The sequence below is a fragment of the Pseudoalteromonas sp. 1181_04 genome, assembly GCF_052850545.1.
The window spans coordinates 1-24,057 of record NZ_VXCS01000006.1 but is presented as its reverse complement, the minus strand read 5'-3'; the positions used below and the strand labels follow the sequence as shown (position 1 = coordinate 24,057).

The 24,057-nt window shown below is 40.0% G+C and carries 15 protein-coding genes and 1 pseudogene; 7 read left to right on the top strand and 9 right to left on the bottom strand.

Annotation, left to right across the window (positions count from 1 at the left end; all coding sequences use genetic code 11):
* Positions 1–16: 16 nt before the first annotated feature.
* Positions 17–1,483 (bottom strand): 4-hydroxy-3-polyprenylbenzoate decarboxylase, encoded by a 1,467-nt coding sequence (gene ubiD / locus FW757_RS06090; protein ID WP_145239922.1) that lies wholly within the window; start codon positions 1,481–1,483, stop codon positions 17–19.
* 166 nt (positions 1,484–1,649) lie between these two features.
* On the opposite strand from ubiD, the gene FW757_RS06085 reads away from it, so the two are divergent.
* A complete protein-coding gene (locus FW757_RS06085) occupies positions 1,650–4,283 on the top strand; it encodes an EAL domain-containing protein (RefSeq protein ID WP_446440988.1) in 2,634 nt (877 codons plus the stop codon).
* Positions 4,284–4,367: 84 nt separating this feature from the next.
* Here FW757_RS06085 and FW757_RS06080 read toward each other — a convergent pair.
* Both FW757_RS06080 and FW757_RS06075 read right to left on the bottom strand, forming a co-directional pair.
* A pseudogene (locus FW757_RS06080) lies at positions 4,368–6,389 on the bottom strand (methyl-accepting chemotaxis protein).
* A 76-nt stretch (positions 6,390–6,465) separates the two neighbouring features.
* Positions 6,466–6,750, bottom strand: coding sequence for an MliC family protein (locus FW757_RS06075; RefSeq protein WP_182717466.1), 285 nt, complete (start codon positions 6,748–6,750; stop codon positions 6,466–6,468).
* A gap of 123 nt (positions 6,751–6,873) precedes the next feature.
* On the opposite strand from FW757_RS06075, the gene FW757_RS06070 reads away from it, so the two are divergent.
* A complete protein-coding gene (locus FW757_RS06070; RefSeq protein WP_149982169.1) occupies positions 6,874–7,794 on the top strand; it encodes a DUF808 domain-containing protein in 921 nt (306 codons plus the stop codon).
* A gap of 56 nt (positions 7,795–7,850) precedes the next feature.
* On the opposite strand, the gene FW757_RS06065 is transcribed toward FW757_RS06070, so the two are convergent.
* Complete coding sequence (locus tag FW757_RS06065; protein ID WP_404687711.1) at positions 7,851–9,140, bottom strand: hypothetical protein; 1,290 nt, start codon at positions 9,138–9,140, stop codon at positions 7,851–7,853.
* Positions 9,141–9,309: 169 nt separating this feature from the next.
* Between FW757_RS06065 and FW757_RS06060 the strand changes: the two genes are divergently transcribed.
* Positions 9,310–11,271 carry an alpha/beta hydrolase family protein gene (locus tag FW757_RS06060; RefSeq protein ID WP_446440987.1) on the top strand — a complete coding sequence of 654 codons (1,962 nt, stop codon included), beginning with the start codon at positions 9,310–9,312 and terminating at the stop codon, positions 11,269–11,271.
* A gap of 78 nt (positions 11,272–11,349) precedes the next feature.
* Here the strand turns inward: FW757_RS06060 and FW757_RS06055 are convergent, their stop codons facing one another.
* Together FW757_RS06055 and FW757_RS06050 are read right to left on the bottom strand one after the other, a co-directional pair.
* Positions 11,350–12,288 carry a tetratricopeptide repeat protein gene (locus FW757_RS06055; protein WP_182717464.1) on the bottom strand — a complete coding sequence of 313 codons (939 nt, stop codon included), beginning with the start codon at positions 12,286–12,288 and terminating at the stop codon, positions 11,350–11,352.
* A 93-nt stretch (positions 12,289–12,381) separates the two neighbouring features.
* Positions 12,382–13,785, bottom strand: a complete 1,404-nt coding sequence (locus tag FW757_RS06050) for a M20/M25/M40 family metallo-hydrolase (RefSeq protein WP_182717463.1) — start codon at positions 13,783–13,785, stop codon at positions 12,382–12,384.
* 224 nt (positions 13,786–14,009) lie between these two features.
* Between FW757_RS06050 and dbpA the strand changes: the two genes are divergently transcribed.
* On the top strand, positions 14,010–15,398 hold the full coding sequence (gene dbpA / locus FW757_RS06045; protein WP_145239907.1) for an ATP-dependent RNA helicase DbpA: 1,389 nt from the start codon (positions 14,010–14,012) through the stop codon (positions 15,396–15,398).
* A gap of 7 nt (positions 15,399–15,405) precedes the next feature.
* On the opposite strand, the gene FW757_RS06040 is transcribed toward dbpA, so the two are convergent.
* A complete protein-coding gene (locus tag FW757_RS06040; protein ID WP_182717462.1) occupies positions 15,406–15,990 on the bottom strand; it encodes a DNA-J related domain-containing protein in 585 nt (194 codons plus the stop codon).
* Between the two features lie 79 nt (positions 15,991–16,069).
* Between FW757_RS06040 and FW757_RS06035 the strand changes: the two genes are divergently transcribed.
* Positions 16,070–18,892 carry an ATP-binding protein gene (locus FW757_RS06035; RefSeq protein WP_446440986.1) on the top strand — a complete coding sequence of 941 codons (2,823 nt, stop codon included), beginning with the start codon at positions 16,070–16,072 and terminating at the stop codon, positions 18,890–18,892.
* Between the two features lie 278 nt (positions 18,893–19,170).
* Here the strand turns inward: FW757_RS06035 and rho are convergent, their stop codons facing one another.
* Both rho and trxA read right to left on the bottom strand, forming a co-directional pair.
* Positions 19,171–20,430, bottom strand: a complete 1,260-nt coding sequence (gene rho, locus FW757_RS06030; RefSeq protein WP_064666866.1) for a transcription termination factor Rho — start codon at positions 20,428–20,430, stop codon at positions 19,171–19,173.
* Positions 20,431–20,611: 181 nt separating this feature from the next.
* Positions 20,612–20,938 (bottom strand): thioredoxin TrxA, encoded by a 327-nt coding sequence (gene trxA, locus FW757_RS06025; RefSeq protein WP_145239901.1) that lies wholly within the window; start codon positions 20,936–20,938, stop codon positions 20,612–20,614.
* Positions 20,939–21,028: 90 nt separating this feature from the next.
* Between trxA and rhlB the strand changes: the two genes are divergently transcribed.
* Both rhlB and gppA read left to right on the top strand, forming a co-directional pair.
* Positions 21,029–22,306, top strand: a complete 1,278-nt coding sequence (rhlB, locus tag FW757_RS06020; protein WP_145239899.1) for an ATP-dependent RNA helicase RhlB — start codon at positions 21,029–21,031, stop codon at positions 22,304–22,306.
* A gap of 47 nt (positions 22,307–22,353) precedes the next feature.
* On the top strand, positions 22,354–23,847 hold the full coding sequence (gene gppA, locus FW757_RS06015) for a guanosine-5'-triphosphate,3'-diphosphate diphosphatase (RefSeq protein ID WP_182739426.1): 1,494 nt from the start codon (positions 22,354–22,356) through the stop codon (positions 23,845–23,847).
* The last annotated feature ends 210 nt before the right edge of the window (positions 23,848–24,057 follow it).

Here is a 24,057-nt window from a genome sequence, read left to right as displayed (position 1 = left end):
GCCTCTAAAAGAGCTGTTAAAGAATATCTAAGCTTTGCCAGATTTCATCGACGCGATCTTTAGTCGCTTGATCCATCACAATGGGTTCGCCCCACTCACGAGTGGTTTCGCCGGGCCATTTATTAGTGGCATCCATACCCATTTTTGAACCAAGACCTGAAACCGGTGATGCAAAGTCTAAATAATCAATCGGAGTGTTTTCAATTAGAGTAGTGTCGCGGGCGGGATCCATACGTGTAGTAATCGCCCAGATCACGTCATTCCAATCACGTGCGTTAACGTCATCATCACAGACAATGACAAACTTTGTGTACATAAACTGACGCAAGAACGACCATACCCCCATCATCACGCGCTTGGCATGACCTGGATATTGTTTTTTCATTGTCACTATCGCCATACGATATGAACAGCCTTCTGGCGGTAGATAAAAATCGACTATCTCAGGAAATTGCTTTTGTAAAATAGGTACGAAGACTTCATTGAGTGCGACCCCTAAAATTGCCGGCTCATCTGGTGGACGACCAGTAAAAGTGCTGTGATAAATAGGATCTTTACGATGTGTCATGTGGGTCACGGTCATAACAGGGAAGTTATCAACCTCATTGTAATAACCCGTGTGATCGCCATAAGGGCCTTCAGGTGCCATTTCGCCCGGCATTATATAGCCTTCAAGAACTATTTCAGCACTGGCAGGAACTTGTAAATCATTGGAGATCGACTTAACTACTTCTGTTTTGCTACCACGTAGCAAGCCGGCAAAGGCGTATTCACTCAAGGTATCTGGCACTGGCGTGACGGCACCTAGGATTGTCGCAGGATCAGCACCCAATGCTACCGATACCGGATAAGGTTGGCCTGGGTTTTCTTTACACCATTCTTGAAAATCGAGAGCACCGCCACGGTGTGATAACCAGCGCATAATGATTTTATTTTTACCGAGTAATTGTTGGCGGTAAATACCTAAGTTTTGGCGTTTTTTGAAAGGTCCTTTGGTGACGGTTAAACCCCAAGTGATTAATGGAGCCACATCACCAGGCCAGCAGTGTTGAATTGGCAGCTTAGTTAAATCAACATCATCGCCTTCTAGAATAACTTGCTGACAAGGCGCTTTTTTAACTTCTTTGGCAGGCATATTTAATACTTGCTTAAACACTGGAATTTGGCTAAATGCTTCTCTAATGCCTTTTGGTGGCTCTGGCTCTTTTAAAAATGCCAGCAACTTACCGACTTCCCGTAGTTCGCTAACGTGTTCTTTACCCATTCCCATGGCAACACGCTCTGGTGTACCAAATAAGTTAGCTAGTACGGGGATATCATAACCTTTAGGGTTTTCAAACAATAAAGCGGGTCCCTTAGCACGTAGTGTGCGGTCGGCAATTTCGGTCATTTCAAGATAAGGATCAACTTCTTGGTGAATACGCTTCAGTTCACCTTTTTTTTCTAATAAATCGATAAAATCACGTAGATCTTTGTATTTCATTGTGGGCCGCTTTAAAGCTTAAAAGACTGTTGGCATTATACTTAAATAAAGACGTTAAGCGAATTAATGAGGTGTTTTTAGAGCGCATTTAAGCGATCATTTTTGTTACATTATAAGGTGAGTAAGCTATAGTTTAGGACAAATGTTTGAAATGAGTTTTTGATTAATGGGTGGGCTTATCGTAAAAACATTTATCAAGGCTGTTCTTCTTTGCTGTGTAATTACCTTTGTAGATCAAGTAAGTGCTAAGCAATCATTAAATTCCGCGCTCAATGTGCCGCTTTTTAATGAGCACAGTGCCGTGATGTTAGTGGTAGAACCGCAAACGGGTGAAATTAAATTTGCTAATAAAGCAGCGGCAGCATTTTATGGTTACAGTATTGCGCAATTGCAAACAATGCGTATCCAGCAAATTAATATATTTACTGAGCAACAAGTTGCACAGGAACGCCAAGCTGCTCTGAGTAAAGGGCAAAACTATTTTGTTTTCAAACACCGATTAGCGAGCGGTGAAACACGTACCGTTAGCGTTTATTCAGCCCCATTTACAATTGAAAATAAAGATTTTTTATTTTCTGTCATACATGATATTTCATCTCAACGTAACCTTGAAAAAGCGCTTTGGCATTATCAAGAAAATCTTGAACAATTGGTTGCCATTCAAACTAATGAAATAGAACAAAAACGCACCGATCAATTGCTGTTAGCGCTAATATCTATTTCTGTACTACTAATACTGTTAGCGACTTTAACCATGTTAGCTTTGCGATTACGCCGAGCTAAAAAATCGGCGCAAAAAGACAGTGCGACGCTAAAAGCGATTTTCAATAGTATTGATGATCTGCTCGTTTACACGGATGCCGAGCATAGGGTCATTACAGCTAATACTGCGGCTGTGCAAAAGTTAACGGCAGGCGAGCCACTGAAGGATAAAAATATTTACTCATTTACTGAGTGTTCGAAAGGAGTAGTTGGGGTTGATAGTGAGTGTCAATTTCACGGAGCTAAAGAGGTATTTTGGGGAGAGGCACGAGTAACCGCAGTTATCGACGAAAAAAATAGCAAAATTGGTGAAATACATTTAATTCGTGATATCACTTTAAAATTAAAAGCACTTCAACAACAACGACTCGCGAGCACGGTATTTTCAACAACTAATGAAGGTATTTTAGTTTCTAATCGTGATAATGAAATTCAAGCTGTAAATAAAGCTTTCACACAGATCACCGGTTATCAAGAACAAGATGTGCTTGGTAAATCACCTGCAATATTAAATTCGGGCCATCATAAACCATCGTTTTTTAAAGTGTTATATCGACGTTTAAATGAGGCTGGGCACTGGGAAGGTGAAATATGGAACCGCCGCAAAGATGGTAGTATTTACCCGAGCTGGGTCAATATTTCGGTAGTATTTGACGAGGAAAAAGACATTGAAGTTTATGTTGCCTTATTTAACGACATTTCTTTACGCAAAGAAAATGAACAGGAAATGTGGCTACAAACTAATTTTGATACCTTAACGGGTTTGGCAAATCGCTATCATTATAATAGCAAGCTAGATCAAGAAATGATCCGTGCGACAGCTGATAATAAGCGTTTGGCAATTTGTTTTATTGATTTAGATCGGTTTAAAAGCGTTAACGATACCTTAGGGCATAATAGTGGTGATTTACTATTACTTGAGGCTGCCAAAAGGCTTAAAGCATGTATGCGCAGCTCTGACGTAGTTGCCCGTTTAGGTGGCGATGAGTTTGCGCTATTACTGCCAGAGATCAATAAGTTAGCAGATATTGAGCGACTAGCTACAAAAGCTCTGCTGGCGCTTAGTTCTTCATTTAAAATTGGTGAGCAAGATGTATTTGTATCCGGCAGTATGGGGATCACTATTTTCCCCGACGATGGCAGCGATCGAAAAATATTACTACGTAATGCTGATAGCGCTATGTACAAAGCTAAAGCGCAAGGGCGAAACTGCTTTGAGTTCTTTACCAGTGGCTTGCATGAACAAGCGACTGCTCGCAGTAGGCTCGAAAATGCTCTTCATAAAGCGCTTAGTAATAACGAGTTTACCGTTTATTTTCAGCCAATTATTAGCCACGATAAAAAAACGGTCGGCTGTGAAGCATTATTGCGATGGCATAGTGCGGAGCTTGGCGATGTTTCGCCGGCACAATTCATTCCTGTATGTGAAGAGTTAGGATTAATCATTCCAATTGGTGAGTGGGTACTCAGAGAAGCATGCCGCGAAGCTGCTAAGTGGTGTGGTTGTTTCGGTGATCAGTTTTTTGTTACGGTAAATATGTCTAGCGTGCAATTTATTCGCCAAGATATTGAAGCGTTAGTTAAAAGTGTTCTACAGGAAACGCAGTTATCAGCTCAGTGTTTAACCCTTGAAATTACAGAAACGCTACTTGCTGATAATAGCTCAAATATTTTGCAGCAGTTGCAAGCATTACGCGCAACCGGCGTGGGTTTAGCAATTGATGACTTTGGCACCGGTTACTCATCGTTGAGTTATTTAAAGCGTTTTCCGCTGAGTAAGTTAAAAATAGATCGGGAGTTTATAAAAGACTTACCGGATGATCTTGAAGATTGTGCGATGGTTAGTGCAATAATTTCAATGGCTAGTAACCTACAGCTCAAAGTTGTTGCCGAAGGAGTTGAAACCTTTGCACAGCTGGCTTTTTTAAACGCTCTAAATTGTGATTATATTCAAGGTTTTTTATACAGCAAACCACTGCCTGCGGCACTATTTGATAAATACATTAGGGAGTTTATCGCGGAGCAAAATAATAAATAAGTTGCTACACGCCACTGCAACGTTATTTCTGTGGCGTGTATTTATCATTATCACAATAGCTGCAGATGGGTTTTATATTCAGAGTTAGAACTTAAATCTTTCTACTGCGCTGGTTAATGAGTGAGCGAGTTGGTTAACGTCTTCACTTTGATTGGCGAGTGACTTTGCATGTTCGGCATTCGTTTGTGCTTGCACCGTTACTTGCGCCATAATCTGTTTTATCTCATTGCTGTTATCAAGCTGGTGATGTGATGAACTAGCAATTTGCATACTCATTTGGTTAATTGTCACTAAAGTACTTTTTATTTTATCCACCGCTTGGTTTAATTCACTACTATTTGCTACACATTCTTTTGCTTGTTGTTGCCCATCGTTAATTTCATGATGAGCAGTATTGGCCTGATGTTGCAGTGTTTGGATCATTGTATGTATTTCGCTAGTCGAGTTTTGCGTTCGTGCAGCTAAAGAGCGAACTTCATCTGCCACAACAGCAAAGCCTCGGCCATTTTCTCCTGCACGGGCAGCTTCAATAGCAGCGTTTAGCGCAAGTAAATTAGTTTGTTCAGCAATACTGCTAATTGTATCCACGATTGCGCCAATTAATTGTGTGTGTTGGGTTAGCTCATTAGTACTTTGTACAGCTTGATCAAGCCGAGTCAGTAACGCTGCAATACGCTGGCTGTTACGATCAGCAATCTGATTTACATCATTGGCAAACTGCGAAGCGTTAGCAACTTCATTAGAGGTGTTATCAGCTCGTTCACAGACCGCTTGGGAATTACTATGCATGCTATGCGCCACCGAGTCGGCCTCTGCAATACGATCTAATTGCTGCTGTGCTGCTTCGGTCATATGTTGGCCTTGTGCACTGGTTTGAATTGCTGATTGATCTAAGGTGTGGGCGTTATCACTTATCGCACTTAGTAATGTACTTAGATCATCGCTTAATTGATTGATATTGTTTAAAAGTACACCAAATTCATCATCATTATGGGGCTTTGTACGTTTCGATAAATCCACAGAAGCGATACGTGATAGTGCTTTATTTACAGCATTGAGTGGTTTTAACATTGCTTTGGTGGTTAAAAAGCAGATCAAGGCTGCAAACGAAATAAGCACTAAACTTATAATAATCGCGAGTCGCGAACCTGTAGTGATCACCGACTGAGCATCCGCCTGCAAGGTATCAAAGCGTTTATCGGCTAAATGATTTAACTCAATAATGAGCTGCTCGGTAAGTTGAAACTGTTGCTGGAATGCAGCAAAGGCTTGCTCGGTCGCAACTTTGCTGGTCAAAAGAGTACTTTGTTGCTGGTACAGTGTTGCCAACTGTTGATTAATTAAGCTGAGAAGGTCTTTTAGGTTGCTGAAATTTGTTTAATTTTTTAACTCACTCGCTTGCTGTTGTAGGTATGTAAAATTAGATTGGATATTGTCTAATAAAAAAGCGGTATCTTGTTGGTGTTCTGTGAGTGTTTGTAGGGAACTAATGTGGTTGATGCTCTTAACATTATTGCCTAAGGTGAATAGTAAGTCGTCAATGCGGGTCGCGGTACCAACAATAGCGGCTAATAACGATTGTTGCTCCGGTGTTACTTCGATTAGTTCTAAATCAAGTAAGCCACTACTTAAGTCAGCAAGATTATTAGCGTAATCATTTGCTAATGAGGTAACCTGAGTTGCTGCTGTTAGGCCTTGTTGTTTGGTGTTAAACATTGTTGCGCTAGTGGTACTAAATTGCTGATAGCGTTGTGTTATTTTCGATAGTAATTGCAGCATTTGCGGTTGGTCGTGTAGCTGAGAGCTTAATTCTTCTAGCTTGGTTTTAAATAAAGCTTGTTCTTCATGAGTTCTCTGTTGCTGCTGTTGCAAACTGGCTTTACTTGTTTGGCTGTATGCAACGGCATTAAATTTGGTGATTGATAACAGCGATAACCGCAAGGCATGACTTTGCTGTTGTACCGGTACAGCTAAAGTTTCTATATCCGAAGTGGCGTGATTAATTTGTCCTAATGACCAGTAAAAAAAACTACTGCTGGCGAGCATTAAAAAACCAATTGTGGCAAAGGCAAAAATTAGTTTCGTTTTAATAGCAATAGCGTGCATAGTGAACCCGTAAATACTTAATTATTTATGAGTGTAGCAGTATTTTTATAAATTATAAGTTTGGCGAGCGATTGTATTACTCTAAATTACAATGATATTTGTTGCCATCAATTATCAACATTGCTTCATTCCCTTTGGTCCAAAACAGCACATCTTCATTGGTATATTTTACGCCCGAGGCACTGATTTGTTTGGTCAGCGAATGATCTACTTGATTGTAATTTAGCGTGGCACTTTCTTCATCATTACTGGTAATAACGGCGCTTAGCTGGCTATCGCATGAGAAAGACTGACTATTTAATTGTTCTGTGCATGCACTGAGGCTAATAACACCGAGTGCAATTAATAGGGTTTTATACATTAACAAGTACCTTGGCTAAATGTGTTGAGCAACTAGCATAGCAAACGAAAATTAACCTTTGGTGAAAATACTCGTTTAGGCTATGTTGATTATTATAAATTTTTTAACTGCAAAGGAAATGAGATGGCAGGTACTAACCTATTGACATTATTGGACGATATCACCACTTTATTAGATGATATTGCCACTATGAGTAAAGTCGCCACGAAGAAAACGGCGGGTGTATTAGGGGATGATTTAGCTTTAAACGCGCAACAAGTGACAGGAGTCACTGCCGATCGTGAGCTACCGGTCGTGTGGGCGGTAGCGAAAGGCTCATTTTTAAATAAAGCTATTTTAGTTCCTGCAGCGTTATTAATAAGTGTTTGGCTGCCTTGGCTTATTACACCTTTATTGATGGTTGGTGGATTATTTTTGTGTTTTGAAGGTGCAGAAAAGTTAGTTGAAAAGTTATTACCAGCTACGAAAAATGATGATGTAGATGCTGTCGAAAATTTAGATTTAGTTGAGTACGAAAAACAAAAAGTAAAAGGGGCTATTCGAACCGACTTTATTTTATCGGCAGAAATAATAGTTATCACTCTAGGCACCGTGGCGGGTGCAAGTTTACTAAATCAAGCGCTAGTCTTAAGTGTTATTGCGGTGATCATGACCATAGGCGTTTATGGGTTAGTGGCAGGGATTGTAAAACTCGATGATGCTGGTTTGTATTTGCTTAACCAAGCACAGCAAACAGGAAACCGTTTTAAAGCATTATTAGGTAAAGGTTTATTAGCCGCAGCACCACGTTTAATGGCGTTTTTAGCATTTGCAGGTACGGTAGCGATGTTTTTAGTGGGTGGAGGAATTTTAGTGCATGGTATTAGTGTGTTGCATCATTGGCAAACCGCTGTTGCTGAGTTTGCACTGGCAAACTTAGGTACGCTGGGAGAGATTATTGCGCCTTTACTGTTCGATGGTTTATTAGGTGTATTAGCCGGTGCGATTGCTGTGTTAGTTCATCATGGAATTGTCAGCATGAAAGCAAAAAAGCCAGCAAAGTAAATTTGCTGGCAATGAATTAGCAAGGGAATGCTATGAAAGTTATTTGCTTGAATTAATTAGTGTTCATGTTTTGATTCAGCAGCTATACCTAACCAGGTAATTTGATTAGGGATAAAATCAAGGTTAAGAATAGTTTTAGTCGTTTGCTCATGGGTGTCGATACTTAATACTGTTTGGTTGTTTGCATCACTGATATATAAAGTATCGTCGGCCGCTGAGGCCGCGAGTGCATAGTTACCAGCTGGGTTTTCGAGTACTTTAAAGCGTGCGCTGACTTGCCAATCATCTTCAGCATGTAGCACTGACAAGAAACCATCACTTTCAAGTACATAAAACTCGCCGGTAATCCTATCCAGTGCACTTGCTAATACGGTATTTTCAGTATTTTGTTGCCATGCAAGCTGTGTCATTTCAGCTGATGCTGGGTCGATGGTGTAAAAAAGCTTACTTTGTGCAATACCTAAAAATAGTTCGCTGTGTTCACTCGCTTTAATTGTGCCAATACGCGTACCTTCAGCAAAGTTGTTGAGATTAGCTACTTTGGCTGCGTTAAACACATTATCTTTTTCAGTTATAACTAATACACCATCGCTACAGCCAAAAGCGATATGCTGGTGATTTTGCGCACTGCCATGTAGTGCAGGGCAATCCACTGCAAACCGCTGTTCTTGATGAAAGTGATCACCATGAATATGCAGTTGTTCAACATAATTTGGCAGCACGCTAGTTATATCTTCGCTGCGATAAGTTGTGATTACCGATTCACCGCGAATTTGCGCTGTACCATGCATGGCATTGTTAAAGCTATGTGCTGCTAAGGTTTTCCCAGCAGCAAGTGATTCATCACTTAATAACACAAAGCTTGCAGGGATCCCTGCATCAAGATCGCCATCAAAAAACAGTGCAGCTTGCTGTTCACTGACATCAAAGTGGGTTGGTTTACTATCGCTAAAGATTAAATCATGCAGCTCGGGTTGCTGTTCATAACCATGTTGGTGATCACCATGATCTTCTGTAAATAATCCACCGTCAATGAACTCAACATAATTTTCTGCTCGCTGGATCAATACTGCATAACGGAAATTAGGACTGGCATATAGACCACTTATTACGTTGCTGGTATTAAAGGTCTCCAGCAACGAGTTGTTGTCAGCGTTAAAAACAGATACGTTAGCAATATCAGCATGGCTAATCGCTAATCGCCCTTTTGCAGTGATTTCAGTGTGGTCATGGTCATCTTTCTGCTCAGCATTTTTATCTACAAGATCATCAATTTCACTGTTACAGGCACACAGTACAGCAACCATAGAGGCAATTAAGCAAGTTTTAAAGTTAGGTAAAATCATAAACAGTCCGGTGTTTTGTTATAATATATCGGTAATGTTATAATGTAACCTTAACAAAGTAAATAAGTACTCTTCGTTCTTTACTTACGTATTTGGATGGATATCTATTTAAAACCTTATTGGGTACAATTGTAGCAATTATAAAAATATAAATTTAAAAGAATGTTGTATGAGCAAAATGATGCAGTTGATTGTTGTTATTACTTTGTGTGTTGTCAGCTTCATGAGTGATGCAAATCAATCAGCTCCAGCAGTCGATGACTTCAGCCGCAGCAGTGGATATAGCCAAGTTAAAATCTCTCCTAATGGGAGCTACCTTGCAGTAATTATGCAACCTGAAGGTAAAAAAGTGCTGGTTATTTTAGATGCTAAAAAATTTACAATTCACCACGCTATTAATTTTGAGAGCAATGCCCAAGTTGGTGCTTATCATTGGGTAAGTGATGATCGGGTTGTAGTTGCAAAAGAATACTTACACGGCTGGCAAGATCACCCTGAATATTATGGTGAATTATATGGCGTGAATGCTGATGGCTCAAAAGCTAAGTACTTAGTTGGCTATCTTGGCGAAATGCAAACTGGCTCTCATATCAAAAAAGCCACACCACTTTATGGCACCTCTTATTTGCTGGATCCTTTAATCCACGATGAAGATAAAATGCTTATAGTGACTTACCCGTGGACATCAAGTAGTGAACCGCACACTGTTGTTTATGAGGTTGATATTTTTTCAGGGAAGCGTCGTAAAGTTACGCGCTCCCCGTCACGTATGGCCAACTTTTTGACCGACCATGAAGGAAATGTCAGAGTGGCTGTTTCCAGTGATGATTATATTAAGTCTACAATACATACCCGTGAAAAGTCAGGTGGAGATTGGCAAGCACTTGATTTAGGTGATTTGACTTACAGTGATGTGGAGTTGCACGCTTTTGATAGTAGTGGTGATGCTGTCTATATCACAGCATCAATAAGTGGTGAAGCTCAAGGCTTATATAAATTGAATCTAAAAACCAGAGCAGTTGATTTAATTCATAAAGAAGAGAAAGTCTCACCAAAGCAAATATGGGTCGATGAAGCATCAAAAGAGCTATTTGCGATTGAAACCGAACTAGGTTATCCAACTTATGCTTTTGTCGATGGGCAATCAGATAAAAGCATGCGTTTAAAATCATTAATCTCCGCTTTACCTGGTGAACAAGTGCAACTCGTTAGCAGTACTGAAGATGGCGACACTAATATTATTTATGCCTCTAATGATCGTAACCCTGGACAATATTATTTATTCGATGCCAAAAGTAATAACTTACGATTTTTGTTTGCATCCCGTCGTTGGATTGATGCAGAACAAATGGCGCAGACCAAGCCTGTAAGTTATACCAGTCGAGATGGTTTAACTATTTATGGCTACTTAACAGTACCGAATAATACCATAGAAAAAAACTTACCTTTAGTGGTTATGCCACATGGTGGTCCACATGGCCCGCGCGATTGGTGGGGATTCGACCCTGATGCACAGTTGCTTGCAAGCCGTGGTATGGCCGTACTAAAAGTTAATTTTAGAGGTTCAGGTGGTTTTGGCCGTAACTTTGAGCATGCTGGGCATCGAAAATGGGGAGCTGAAATTCAATTTGATATTATAGATGGTGTGAAGTATTTAGTTGAGCAGGGTACAGTTAATAAAAACAATATCTGCATTATGGGCGCGAGCTTTGGTGGATACTCAGCGTTACAAAGTGCGATTTTAGAACCTGATATGTTTAAGTGTGCGATTGGCGTTGTTGGCGTTTATGATTTGCCCTTAATGTTTAAAGAAGGGGATGTTGCGGAGCGCGATAGTGGCCAACGTTATTTACAGAATGTATTGGGTACAGATGAAGCGCAACTAAAGGCTTTTTCACCTAGCTATAATATTGATAAGTTAAAGGCTCCAGTGCTGATAGTGCATGGTGGTGAAGATCAGCGTGCACCGATTGAGCAAGCCGAATCACTGATTGCGGCTCTTAAAAAAGCTAAACATCCTTATATATATGAACTGCTTAAAGATGAAGGGCATGGTTTTTATAAGCAAGAACATCGCACTCGTTATTATCAACAAGTGCTGACCTTTTTAGACCAACACTTAACAATGTAACAGTCGTATTTACGTGTTAAATGGCAAGCTAAAAGCTTGCCATATTTATATCCACTTGTTGTAGGTAGTTTGGCTATATTAACAGGAATACTCAAGGCACAGCTCTTTGAGTTGTAATTTGGCTTTGTGGTTATTTTGCCCTGCAGCTTGTTGATACCAATAAATAGCTTGGCTGATATCTTTTTCTACCCCTTCACCATCACGATACATTTGCGCAGTATTAAGCTGACCCCATTGTGAGCCTTCTTTGCTGGCGAGTAAAAAGCTTTCGAACGCTTCAGGAAATAACCCATCTTTGTAATAGATGATGCCTTGCTGATTATTTTTATTAAGCTTCACCCCTTCATATAGCGGTTTAGGGCGTGGTGGGAACATCACAAAACCACCATATAAGCTATATGCGTAAGGGCGCAGTACATCATAAATAGCACCTTCATCATATAAACGCTGTACTTCGCTGCGCGGTAAAGTAATTGTTTTTGATGAAAAATAATCTTTTTGTACCAATAAGCTGGTACGCATAGCCATAGTAATGCCGCTGTCGCGTTTATAGCGATAATTGCTGATTTGAAAGGTGATATTTTGGTCATCAAACTCGAGTACTTGGGCTACTTTTAGGTTTTCAGGGCGCAATGGTTCGTTAGAAAACTTATCAGCATGTACCAAGTAAGTATCGAATGCTTGTGGCTGGCTGAGTATTGCTTGTTTGGCTTTTAGCTCATCAAGATGTTGTGTATAAAAGTAAATAGATAACCAGATAAGTAATATCGAGCCTATAAAATATTTGATCAAAGAAAGCTTTTCTAACCATGGCAGTTGCATAATTGAAAGCTGTACATTGTGCTGGCAATGGCTACACTGGTATTGATAATGCCATGCTAATGGCAGCATAGGGACAATTGAAAAACGCAAAAAGCGGCTGTGGTTTTGTAGTCGATAGTCATCATGATGACAGTGTGGGCAGGTTTTTATTTGGCTGAAAAACGACAATGAATCGCTGGTATTGAATAGTAGCATATGACCTTTTTTCCCTTCCTTGTTTTACGTTAAATTAAAACAAGGAAGGTTAGATGCAAAGCAGAAAACTGTAAGAAAGTATGTTTGGTTAGCTTATTTGCTTGCTACAGGCTTTGCTTTAATTGTAGTTTTAGCATCAGCTGCCATTAACGCAAATACAGCATATGCTGCGGTATTTTGCTTAAGTTTAGCCGGATCGATCTTATCAAGCGTATCATCAGCAGTGTGATGGTAGTCAAAGTAATCAGTACCGTCTTGGTGCAGCTCAAAAATTGGCGCGCTGGTGGCATTTTTAAATGGAATTAAATCAGGCCCACCATTAGCGCTATTTTTACCTATGTATTCAACATTTAACGGCGCAAGTTGCTTGGCTATTGCACGCACTACTGGCAACGAGGCTGCAGATACATTCGATTCAAAGCCATACACTACATCAGCACCAAAGTCAGATTCAGCGGCGGCAACAATTTTATCAAGTTCATTTGCATGCTTTTTAAAATAAGCTTTAGCGCCCCATAATCCTAGCTCTTCGGCGGCAAATAACACTACACGAATGCTGCGTTTAGGGCGTTTTATTTCACTAATATGTTTGGCAGCAGCCATGGTTAACGCAACGCCTGCACCATCATCAAGTGCGCCAGTGCCTAAATCCCAAGAATCTAAATGACCGCCAATCAGTACGTATTGTTCAGGGTTTTGTGTGCCATTGAACTGACCAATCACGTTATAGCCAGTACCTTGGCCGCGATCTTCAGTTTGCACATTGATATTTACGGTAACATTTTTACCTAGTGCAACTAAGCGAGCTAGCTGATCTGCATCAGGATTAGCAATGGTCACATTAGGGATTTTCGTAACACCTTCTTGATAGTGACTGCCACCGGTATGAGCAAAGCGGTGATGTGCGGTGCTAACAGAACGCATCATATAACCAATCGCGCCTTTTTTTGCAGCCTCAACTGAACCTGTTGAGCGAGCACGAACAGCAGGACCATAACCATTGCCATCAATATGGCGGTTCATATGGTAATTTATATAAGCTATTTTACCTTTTAAGCTGTTTGCTGGTGCTGCGATAAGTTCATCAAGCGTTTCAAATAATACAACTTCAGCGGTAATGCCATCTTTCGGTGTGCTAACGCTGTGGCCTAATGCTGTTAGGTGCAAAGGTTGCTCGCTTGGCGTTAAAATTTTGCCACTTTCACTAAAACGACGCCACTCAGGGAAGGTTGCCTCTTCTAGCCATACTTTATCAAAACCAAGCTCTTTAAATTTAGCTTGGGCCCACGCAACGGCTTTTTTATCATTTTCTGTGCCAGGTAAGCGAGGTCCTATTTCAGTAGTAAGCGATTCAAGCAATTGATAGCTTAACTCGCTGTTACTGGCATTAGTTCTTAGTTCGGTGACTTGCTGAAGTTGCTTTGCGGTAAATTCAGGCTCGGCGGCATTGGCTAAAAAGCTGCCGGCGAGCAGTAATCCGGTGATGATTTTTTTCATTATTGACCTGGTTATATTTTCAAGTGAGAGTTATTAAAGCATTTAATACTGAGCAACAAAAGTAGATGAGATAAATGCCTATCGGTGGCGATGTTATGGTGAATGTTTATTGAGAATATGGTCAGCTTAATGGTAGCAATTTGTATATTCTGCTATTATGCAGCATAACTAAGTCGGGCATCTGCAGCGGCTTTTCATGTTTAATTATTGCACTGGAAATTACTTTGACCGCTACAGCTTTTTCATCACTCGCTTTACCATCAGGTTTGGTCGATAACTTATCGACTTTAGGTTACACCCAAATGACCGCTGTACAGGCGCAAAGCCTGCCGCCAGTGCTTGAAGGTAAAGACATCATTGCACAAGCTAAAACTGGCTCAGGTAAAACTGCCGCATTTAGTTTAGGTGTGTTGGCCAAGCTTAATGTTAAGCGTTTTCGTATACAGTCTTTAGTGCTTTGTCCAACCCGTGAGTTGGCTGAGCAAGTAGCTGTGGAAATGCGTAAATTAGCGCGTGGTATTCACAATATAAAAATATTAACTCTATGTGGTGGCGTGTCGATTGGTCCACAAATTGGTTCACTAGAGCATGGTGCACATATTATTGTTGGCACACCTGGGCGTGTAGATGATCATATTCGCAAAGGTACGCTACGTTTAGATGATGTAGACACGCTAGTACTTGATGAAGCCGATCAAATGCTTGATATGGGCTTTCAAGACACTTTGGATGCAATTATTGAGCGTATTCCAAAACAGCGTCAAACTTTATTATTTAGCGCCACTTTTCCGCGCGCAATAGAAGCGATTGCCAAGCGTGTATTAAGCAACCCTGTTATGGTGAAGGTTGAAGAAGAGCAAGAAAAAAGTACTATTAAACAGTACTTTTATAAAATGGATAATAACAAACAACGTTTTAATACATTAAAATTGTTGCTGCTGAAGTTTCAACCAGAAAGTTGTGTGGTGTTTTGTAATACCAAGGTCGAAACTCAACAGGTGTGTGATGATTTAGCTGATGAAGGCTTCAGTGCCGTGTCATTGCATGGTGATTTAGAGCAGCGAGATCGTGAGCGCACCTTGATCCACTTTGCTAATAAAAGCGCCTCGATTTTAGTGGCCACTGATGTAGCCGCTCGTGGTTTAGACATCGATGATATGGATATGGTGATTAACTACCACCTTGCCCATGACCCACAAACCCATGTACACCGTATTGGTCGTACTGGTCGTGCTGGTAAAAAAGGCATTGCATGCTCTATTTATGGCGATGCGGAACAATTCAAAGTGGCACAAATTGGTGACCATTATGAATGTGATTTTTTACCAGAACAATTACCGCCGTTTAGCCTACTTGAAAAGCCACCATACAAACCACAAATGGTGACACTAATGATCGATTCAGGTAAAAAGCAAAAGGTACGCGCAGGTGATATTTTAGGTGCATTAACCGGTAAAGATGGTGTTGCCGGACGTCAAGTCGGTAAAATTAATGTGCTTGATAATGTGGCTTTTGTGGCTGTCGAACGTAATAGCTCAAAGCCCGCGCTACGAAAATTAACGGAAGGTAATATTAAAGGCCGTAAAATTCGTGCCCGTCGTTTAACTCGTTAATTATTGCTTATGATGCTTTTGAGCAGCTTGCCCTAAGCTGCTCATATTCATTTTTTAACTGTTTAAACTGCTCTGCATTACCATGTTGTTTATCTGGATGATATTGTGTTGCCAACTGCCGCCAGCGCTTTTGCAATGCCTGCATAGAAAAATCGTCAGGTAATTCCCAGTGCTTTAATAATGTCTGGCGTTGTTGTTGATCAAGCGTATTTATTGTTGGTGATGCACGAAAAGTACGCCAAAAGTTATCTAACAGTGATTTAACTTCTGTTATCGAGGCATCGTAATTTTGCCAATCTAGATAGTACGCTTGTAATGAGTCATGCGCTGCAATGGTTATCTTATCTGGATTATCTGTGAGCTCTATATGTAAACTGGCTACCAATAAATATTGATTTGGCAACAGTTGTTGCTGCAGTTGATAAAGTGCATTCATAATTAAAAAGTTACGCTTAAACAGATCACGGTATGGATCTGTATCTAAGTCATTAATTACACCACGCTCAGATAATTCCAATGCTAAAGTGTGAACCTTCCAAATGTGCTTCGTTAAAATTAACTCGAAAATCTCATCAATCAGTGGGTTAAGCATTGTTTACAGTCTAGTTATTGGTGTATCTTGACTAAACTATCATAGCTTCTACTGCTAACAAAATTCCAAGGAAAAAATTATGCTGGGTCAGTTTAAGCGCCTATTATTTATTTGCTCGATTAGTGTGCTTGGCGTTTTTTCTCAATCAGGTAATGCTCAACAACAAGTAGCACTTTTTGAACAATTTAAAGTTACGGATGAATGGCCTGAAAAGCAGCTGTTAGCAACCCAGTTACTGTCTACACAATTATCAAATCAGCAACAAGTTGCTATTTATTCTGGTTTAGCTGAGCGTGCGTTTGAGTTGAGTAATTATCCCCAAGCATTGCATTATTATCAGTTGCTTGAGCAGCATAGTACATTTGAAAACCTGCCTGAGTTACATTTTCGAGCAATAAAAATGCAGGGCGTGGTGCAATATTTTCAAGGTTTATTACAACAAGCCATTATTGATTACAGCCGTGCGTTAAACTTAGCGGTACGTTTAAAGAGTCCATTAAAACAAGCCAACTTGCTAAGTAATATTGGCCTTGCATATTTTAATATGCACAACATGGAGCTTGCTTTAGAGCATTACCAGCAGGCAAAAGCACTTTATGAAATAGATGGTAGCGCGCAAGACAAAGCTGATATTCTTCATAATATTGCGGGCATCTATATTCGTTTATCTAGCTATGATTCGGCACTTGAAATTTATCGTGAAGTGCTCGATGTATTTCAGCAATTGGGTGATGAAGAGGGGATTGCTCGTGCCTATGGCAACATGGGGGTTGCTTATACTGAGTCGGGTCAAAATCAATTAGCGTTGCACTATTACCAGCTCGCTTTACGCTATTATCAAAGTGTTAATGACGCCTATCAATTATCCGTACAGCATACCAACTTAGCTAACATAAATTTAAAAATAGATGAGTTGGATGCAGCTTTGTATCACGCACAAGCAGCTCAAAAATACGCCCTGCAGATAGATAATCAATCCTTACGGTTAGCTTCTTTACATGTTTTAGCTAAAGTGCAATTAGTGATGGGGGATATTGATATTGCGGAGCAAAATTTACAACAATCAATATCACTAGCCAAAGAATATAAAGATGAATTGCGCATTAAAGACGGCTTAGGTATCGAGGCGTTGTTAAGTGCTGGTGCCGGTGACTATAAGCGGGCTATTCATCTGCACCAACAGTTTGTCGATTATCAACGTAGCATAACCAGTGAAGAGGTTATGAAAGCGTTAAATGTATTTCAGTCTCAGTTTCAGTCGAACCAGTTAAACCAAGAAATTAAACAGCTTAAACAAGAGCGTAGCCTACAAGAATTAAAGATTGAAAAACGCTCACAGTTAACTATTTTACTGTCGATTGTGCTGATGTTGGTGTTGATCTGTGCAGTTGTATTATATCGCCGTGCAATTGAAAAAAAGGCTAAAGCCCAATTAGAGCAAAAAGTTGAGCAACGAACTCAAGAATTACAATATGTGGCACAAGAGCTACGTGCCGCGAATCAAGTTAAGAGCCAGTTTTTGGCTAATATCAGCCATGAAATACGCACACCACTTACCGCTATTTTAGGGCAAACAGACGACTTGTTACATGGTTTATATCAGCCCCAACAATTACAAACAGAATTGTTAGTTATTAAAAAACATAGCGATCATTTAAAAGATTTGATTAATGATGTGCTCGATATTAGTAAGATAGAAGCAAACCGTTTAGATTTACATGTTAGCGAGTTTGACCTCGTGGGGCTTGTTAATGATGTTTATGCTATGTCAAGTATGCAGGCTAAAAGCAAAGGTTTAACGCTGCTATTAGAAAATCACTTAGGCTCGAGTTATTGGACTAAGTTAGATATGATCCGCGTTAAGCAAATACTAATAAACCTACTGACTAATGCGATCAAATTTACCGAGCATGGCAGTGTTACTCTGGATATTAATCACACCGAACAAGGCGTATGCTTTAAAGTGATTGATACGGGGATTGGTATGAATACAGAGCAAATAAAAAACATTTTTGAATGTTTTCAACAAGGCGATAATACCATCACTCGCAGGTTCGGTGGTTCAGGACTTGGTTTGAGTCTTTCCCAGCAATTAGCAATTATGATGGGGGGTTATATTAGTGTTGAAAGTGAGCATGGTAAAGGCAGTGAGTTTATTTTTAATGTGCCATGTAAAGAGTATGCGCCAACCCTTCTTGCTACCGACAACTCAAAACCAGCTGCAACTAAAGGTCTAGTTGGGCGAGTATTATTAGCAGAAGATCATCCCGACAATCGTAGACTAATAACGCGCTTTTTAAAGTCGATTGGCCTTGAAGTGATCTCAGTAAGTAATGGTGAGCAAGCAGTTGAACAGTGCCTCAGTGAATTTCCAGATGTTGTTTTATTAGATATACAAATGCCGGTAATGGATGGCCTTAGTGCATTTGAACTGTTAAAGAAGTGTGGTTTTAATAAACCTATTTTTGCGTTAACAGCTAATGCAATGAGCCATGAAATAGATAATTACTTAGCGATGGGATTTACTGGCTATTTAAGTAAGCCAATAGAAAAAGAAGCGTTTTATCAGGCACTCGCAGCGCATTTAAATAGCACCAGCACGCTACCGCTACCTTTAGCTAATCCTGATATTAGCGATTTAGTGACGAGTTTTATTGCCAGTTTTGATGATGAAATAGCATCACTTACACAGCACCTTGCAGCAAAGGACTATATTGCATTACAGCAAGATAGCCATCGTATCCTTGGTGCCGCACAGATATTTTCATTAACTGATGTAGCTAATACAGCGATGTGCTTAGATAAATCACTCTTATCACAAAAACATAACCCCAGCAGTGATGCAGACGTAAAAGAATTAGTAGATGATTTGATTAAGCAGTTATCACAACAGCTGACTTAAAAGAGCGATATATACGCTTAATGGGTCGTTACTTTAAGGCTATAAGTTACTACTAACCAATAAAGCGAGTTGAGCGTTTTATCGAGTGGCATTACTGTGTGCTGGATTTAAATAATCGCAGTTTTAATATTTACTCAATACTGCGCAGTCTGATGATTTTCGTCTATAGGAAACAGAGCAAAGAGATTAATAAAACAAATTTATAATAGGAGTGAGATTTAGGGGTAGGCAAAAAAAATGCCTGTATTAACAGGCATTTTAGAATCTAGTAAAGAGAATTATTGACGCTTCATCGAATCAAAAAATTCATCATTCGTTTTGCTCATAGAGAGTTTATCAATTAAAAACTCCATGGCATCAATTTCAGACATTTCATGAACTATTTTGCGTAAAATCCACATTTTTTGTAGTTCATCAGGTTTAGTCAGTAGCTCTTCGCGACGGGTACCTGAGCGGTTAAAGTCGATTGCAGGGAATACACGCTTTTCAGCAATCTTACGATTTAAGTGTAATTCCATATTACCAGTACCTTTAAACTCTTCGTAGATAACTTCATCCATCTTAGAGCCGGTATCGATAAGCGCAGTTGCGATAATAGTTAAACTACCGCCTTCTTCAACGTTACGCGCAGCACCAAAGAAACGCTTTGGTTTATGCAGGGCGTTAGCATCAACACCACCAGTAAGTACTTTACCTGATGAAGGAATTACCGTGTTATAAGCACGTGCTAAACGTGTGATTGAATCCAGTAAGATGATTACATCTTTTTTGTGCTCAACTAAACGTTTTGCTTTTTCAATTACCATTTCAGCAACTTGTACGTGACGGCTTGCTGGTTCATCAAACGTTGATGCAATAACTTCACCTTTTACTAGGCGTTGCATCTCAGTAACTTCTTCTGGACGCTCATCGATAAGTAGTACCATCAATGTCGCATCTGGGTGGTTATGGGTAATCGATTGCGCAATATTTTGTAGTAGCATTGTTTTACCCGCTTTAGGCGGTGCTACTAATAAACCACGTTGACCACGGCCAATTGGAGAGGCTAAATCAAGTACTCGAGCAGTGATATCTTCGGTGCTACCATTACCGCGTTCCATACGTAAACGTTCGTTTGCATGTAGCGGGGTAAGGTTTTCAAAAAGAATTTTCGTGCGAGAGTTTTCAGGTTTATCAAAATTTACTTCGTTTACTTTTAGTAATGCAAAGTAACGTTCACCGTCTTTAGGTGGACGTATGAGACCCATTATAGAATCACCAGTACGCATACTAAAACGACGAATTTGGCTAGGTGATATATAAATGTCATCAGGACCAGCAAGGTAAGAGGCTTCTGATGATCTTAAGAAACCAAAACCATCCTGTAAGATTTCTAATACACCACCGCCAAAAATGTTCTCTCCACTTTTGGCGTGGGCTTTAAGGATAGCAAAGATAATATCTTGCTTTCTTAAGCGGGCTACGTTTTCGAGCCCCATGGACTCAGCTAAGTCTACAAGTTCTTTGATCGACTTGTCTTTTAATTCGCGTAAATGCATATTGGTGGGTTCTTTATTACAGTTATCATGCTCATATAATCGATATTGATTAGTGAGAGAGGTTTGTTGGTAAACTAAGGATTAGTTGGCTTTATAAACTAGCAGGTCATTCGCTAGGCGTCCAGTCTTTATACAAAAAAAATTAAAAAAAAGGGCAGTTGCCCTTTTTTTAGGCATATTTTTAGATGTTGTTTTCTAAAAACTCAACAAGTTGAGTTTTAGAAAGTGCACCCACTTTAGTTGCCGCAACTTGGCCTTCTTTGAAAAGAAGTAACGTAGGGATACCACGAATACCAAATTTAGGTGGTGTGCCCGCATTTTGGTCGATGTTTAATTTACCGATTACAACACGGCCATCAAACTCTTCTGCCACTTCATTAAGAATTGGCGCGATCATTTTACACGGTCCACACCATTCTGCCCAAAAATCAACTAATACAGGCTTGTCTGATTGTAAAACGTCAGCTTCAAAGCCATCGTCAGTTAATTGAATAATTTTCTCGCTCATTGCGCTCTCCGATAAGTTAGGCGAATTATTTAATGCGTATTTAAACACTCTTGTTTCTTATTGCAAGTTTAAACGTTATGCTTAAACGCTATGACTAAGACACATTTGACCGATAAAAAGTTTTCAGACTTTGCTATTGCACCGGAAGTGGTTGCCGGGTTAACCGAAAGTGGGTTTGAATATTGCACACCCATACAAGCTAAATGCCTACCTTTTATTTGTGATGGCCGCGACATTGCGGGTCAAGCACAAACAGGTACAGGCAAAACGTTGGCGTTTTTAACTGCCACCTGCCATCGGTTATTACAATCTAGCAAAGCACCTAGTAAACATCCAAGAGCCCTGATCATGGCCCCTACTCGGGAGCTTGCGATTCAGATCCACAAAGATGCAAAAATTTTAGCGCCACACTGTAATCTTAACTTAGGTTTAGTATATGGTGGCGAAGATTACGAAAAACAACGTGCACAATTAGAAAAAGGCGTTGATATTTTAATTGGCACCACAGGGCGCTTAATCGATTTATATAAACAAGGGTGTTACACCCTCAATGAAATCGAAGTAGTGGTACTTGATGAAGCCGATCGTATGTTTGATTTGGGTTTCATAAAAGACATTCGCTATATGTTCCGCCGTATGCCGGATACATCACAACGCCTTAATTTATTATTTTCAGCAACGTTATCGTATCGCGTACAAGAACTGGCGTTTGAGCACATGACAAACCCAGAGCATGTACAAATTGAACCTGATGTGAAAACTGGCAAGCGCATTGTTGAAGAGTTATTTCATCCTTCTCAAGAAGATAAAGTTAAGCTGTTATTAACTTTGATTGAAGAAGAATGGCCTGAGAAAGCCATTGTGTTTGCAAATACTAAACATAGCTGTGAAACGGTTTATGCATGGTTAAAGTCTGATGGACACCGGGTGGGAATGCTCACTGGTGACGTAAATCAGAAAAAACGCCAATCAATTTTAGCGCAATTCTCTAAAGGTGATTTAGACTTCCTTGTGGCAACAGATGTTGCTGCTCGTGGCTTACATATCCCTGAAGTGAGTCATGTATTTAACTTCGACTTACCAGATGATTGTGAAGATTATGTTCATCGTATTGGCCGTACAGCACGCGCTGGGGCATCAGGTAAGGCAATTAGTTTTGCATGTGAGCAGTACGCATATAATCTTCATGAAATTGAAGAATACATAGAGCACAGCATTCCTTTATCACATTATGATAAAAGTGCATTGCTTGATGATTTAACTAAGCCTACTATTCAAAGAAAGCGTAATTATTCAACAGGCCCACGTAGTCGTAGTAACAACAGCGGACGTAGACCAAACAATAGTTACCAAAAAGCACGGTCGTAATTGCGACCGTCGTTATAGTCGTAGTAGTAACTAGAGGTTTTTGAACGGTGGGGCAACTTAAACCGCAAAAAAATGTTTATGCAGTAATTGATTTAGGATCTAACAGTTTTCACATGTTGATCGCTAAGTCAATTGCTGGCGGCTTACAAACAATAGGCCGAGTTAAACGCAAAGTCAGATTAGCCGCAGGGCTAAATGATGATAATTTACTGAGCACAGAAGCAATGCAACGAGGCTGGGAATGTCTCGCACTATTTGCAGAGCGTCTTCAAGATATCCCTAAAAACAACATTACTATTGTTGCCACCGCTACTTTGCGCTTAGCAACGAATGCTGATGAATTTAAAATCAAAGCCGAGCAAATCCTTGCGCATAAAATTAATGTCATTAGTGGTGAGCTAGAAGCGCGCACTATTTATAAAGGCGTTGCGCATACATCTTCATGTAGTGGTCGCCAACTAGTAATAGATATTGGCGGTGCCAGTACTGAGGTAGTTATAGGTAAGGGATTCGACGCACTACATTATAAAAGCCTAAACATGGGCTGTGTTACCTACCTAGAACGTTACTTTAAAGACTGTAAACTCAATGACGCTAATTTCAATGCTGCTATTAAAGCCGCACGAGTAGTTATTGATGATATAGCGCCAAGTTATAAAGTGGCGGGTTGGGAGATTGCATCAGGTGCATCGGGTACTGTACAAGCTATCCAAGAAATTATGGTGGCACAATCACTCGATGAAACACTGAGTTTAGATAAACTCAATAAAATTAAAAAGCAATCGATCGCCTATGAGACCATCGCTGAGCTCGATTTACCTGGGCTTAGTGAAGAAAGACGTTTAGTTTTTGTGTCAGGGCTCGCTATTTTAATTGCTTTATTCGAAGCGCTTGAAATTGATAAAATGGGATTAGCAGGAGGCGCACTTCGTGAAGGTGTGCTTTATAGCATGGTCCCTGAGTTTCATAATCATGATATTCGAAAGCGCACTGTTGATGGCCTGATGAGCCGTTATCATGTCGATCAAAAACAAGCGAACCGAGTTGCAGAACTCGCCAGTCACCTCGCAGCTCAAGTCAGCGAGCAGTGGCCACTATTCAACAATAGTGGCCTGCCTTTACTAAAAGCGATTGCGCAATTGCATGAGATTGGTTTGTTAATTGAGTATAAGCAATATCAAAAGCACACCGCTTATATTTTAGAAAACACCGATATGCCAGGCTTTTCACAATCGGAGCATAAAATTATTGCGGCTGTAGCGAATGCACATCGTTCAGATCTGCAAAAGAATGTTTTTGAGTATTTAGGCTGCCATGCTCAGCTTACTCAGTATGTAACACGGTTGCTTAGGATCGCAGTGATCTTATCAATGCGTCGCCAAGATGATGTATTACCAAAATTAGTATTAACTGTTAATAATGACGCTCTAACACTAATATTTGAAAATGATTGGCTAAAAGCGCACCCGCTAATGGCAAGTGAGCTCCAACAAGAGTCTAAACAGCAAGCAAAAGCTGGTTGGAAGTTTATTGTTAAGTAACAAAAGGGCTGTAAAAGCCCTTTTATTGTATTAAAAACCACCTTTATGCACTAAATTTGTTCGAACAGTCAATTAAATCAAAAAAGATCAAAAAAAGTGTTGATCTGTTTTTGGATCTCCCTATAATGCGACCCCACTGAGACGGGAAACGCCAACGCATAGCGAAGCACGAACAACTCAGAGAGTTAAATAAAACTTCGGTTTTAAATA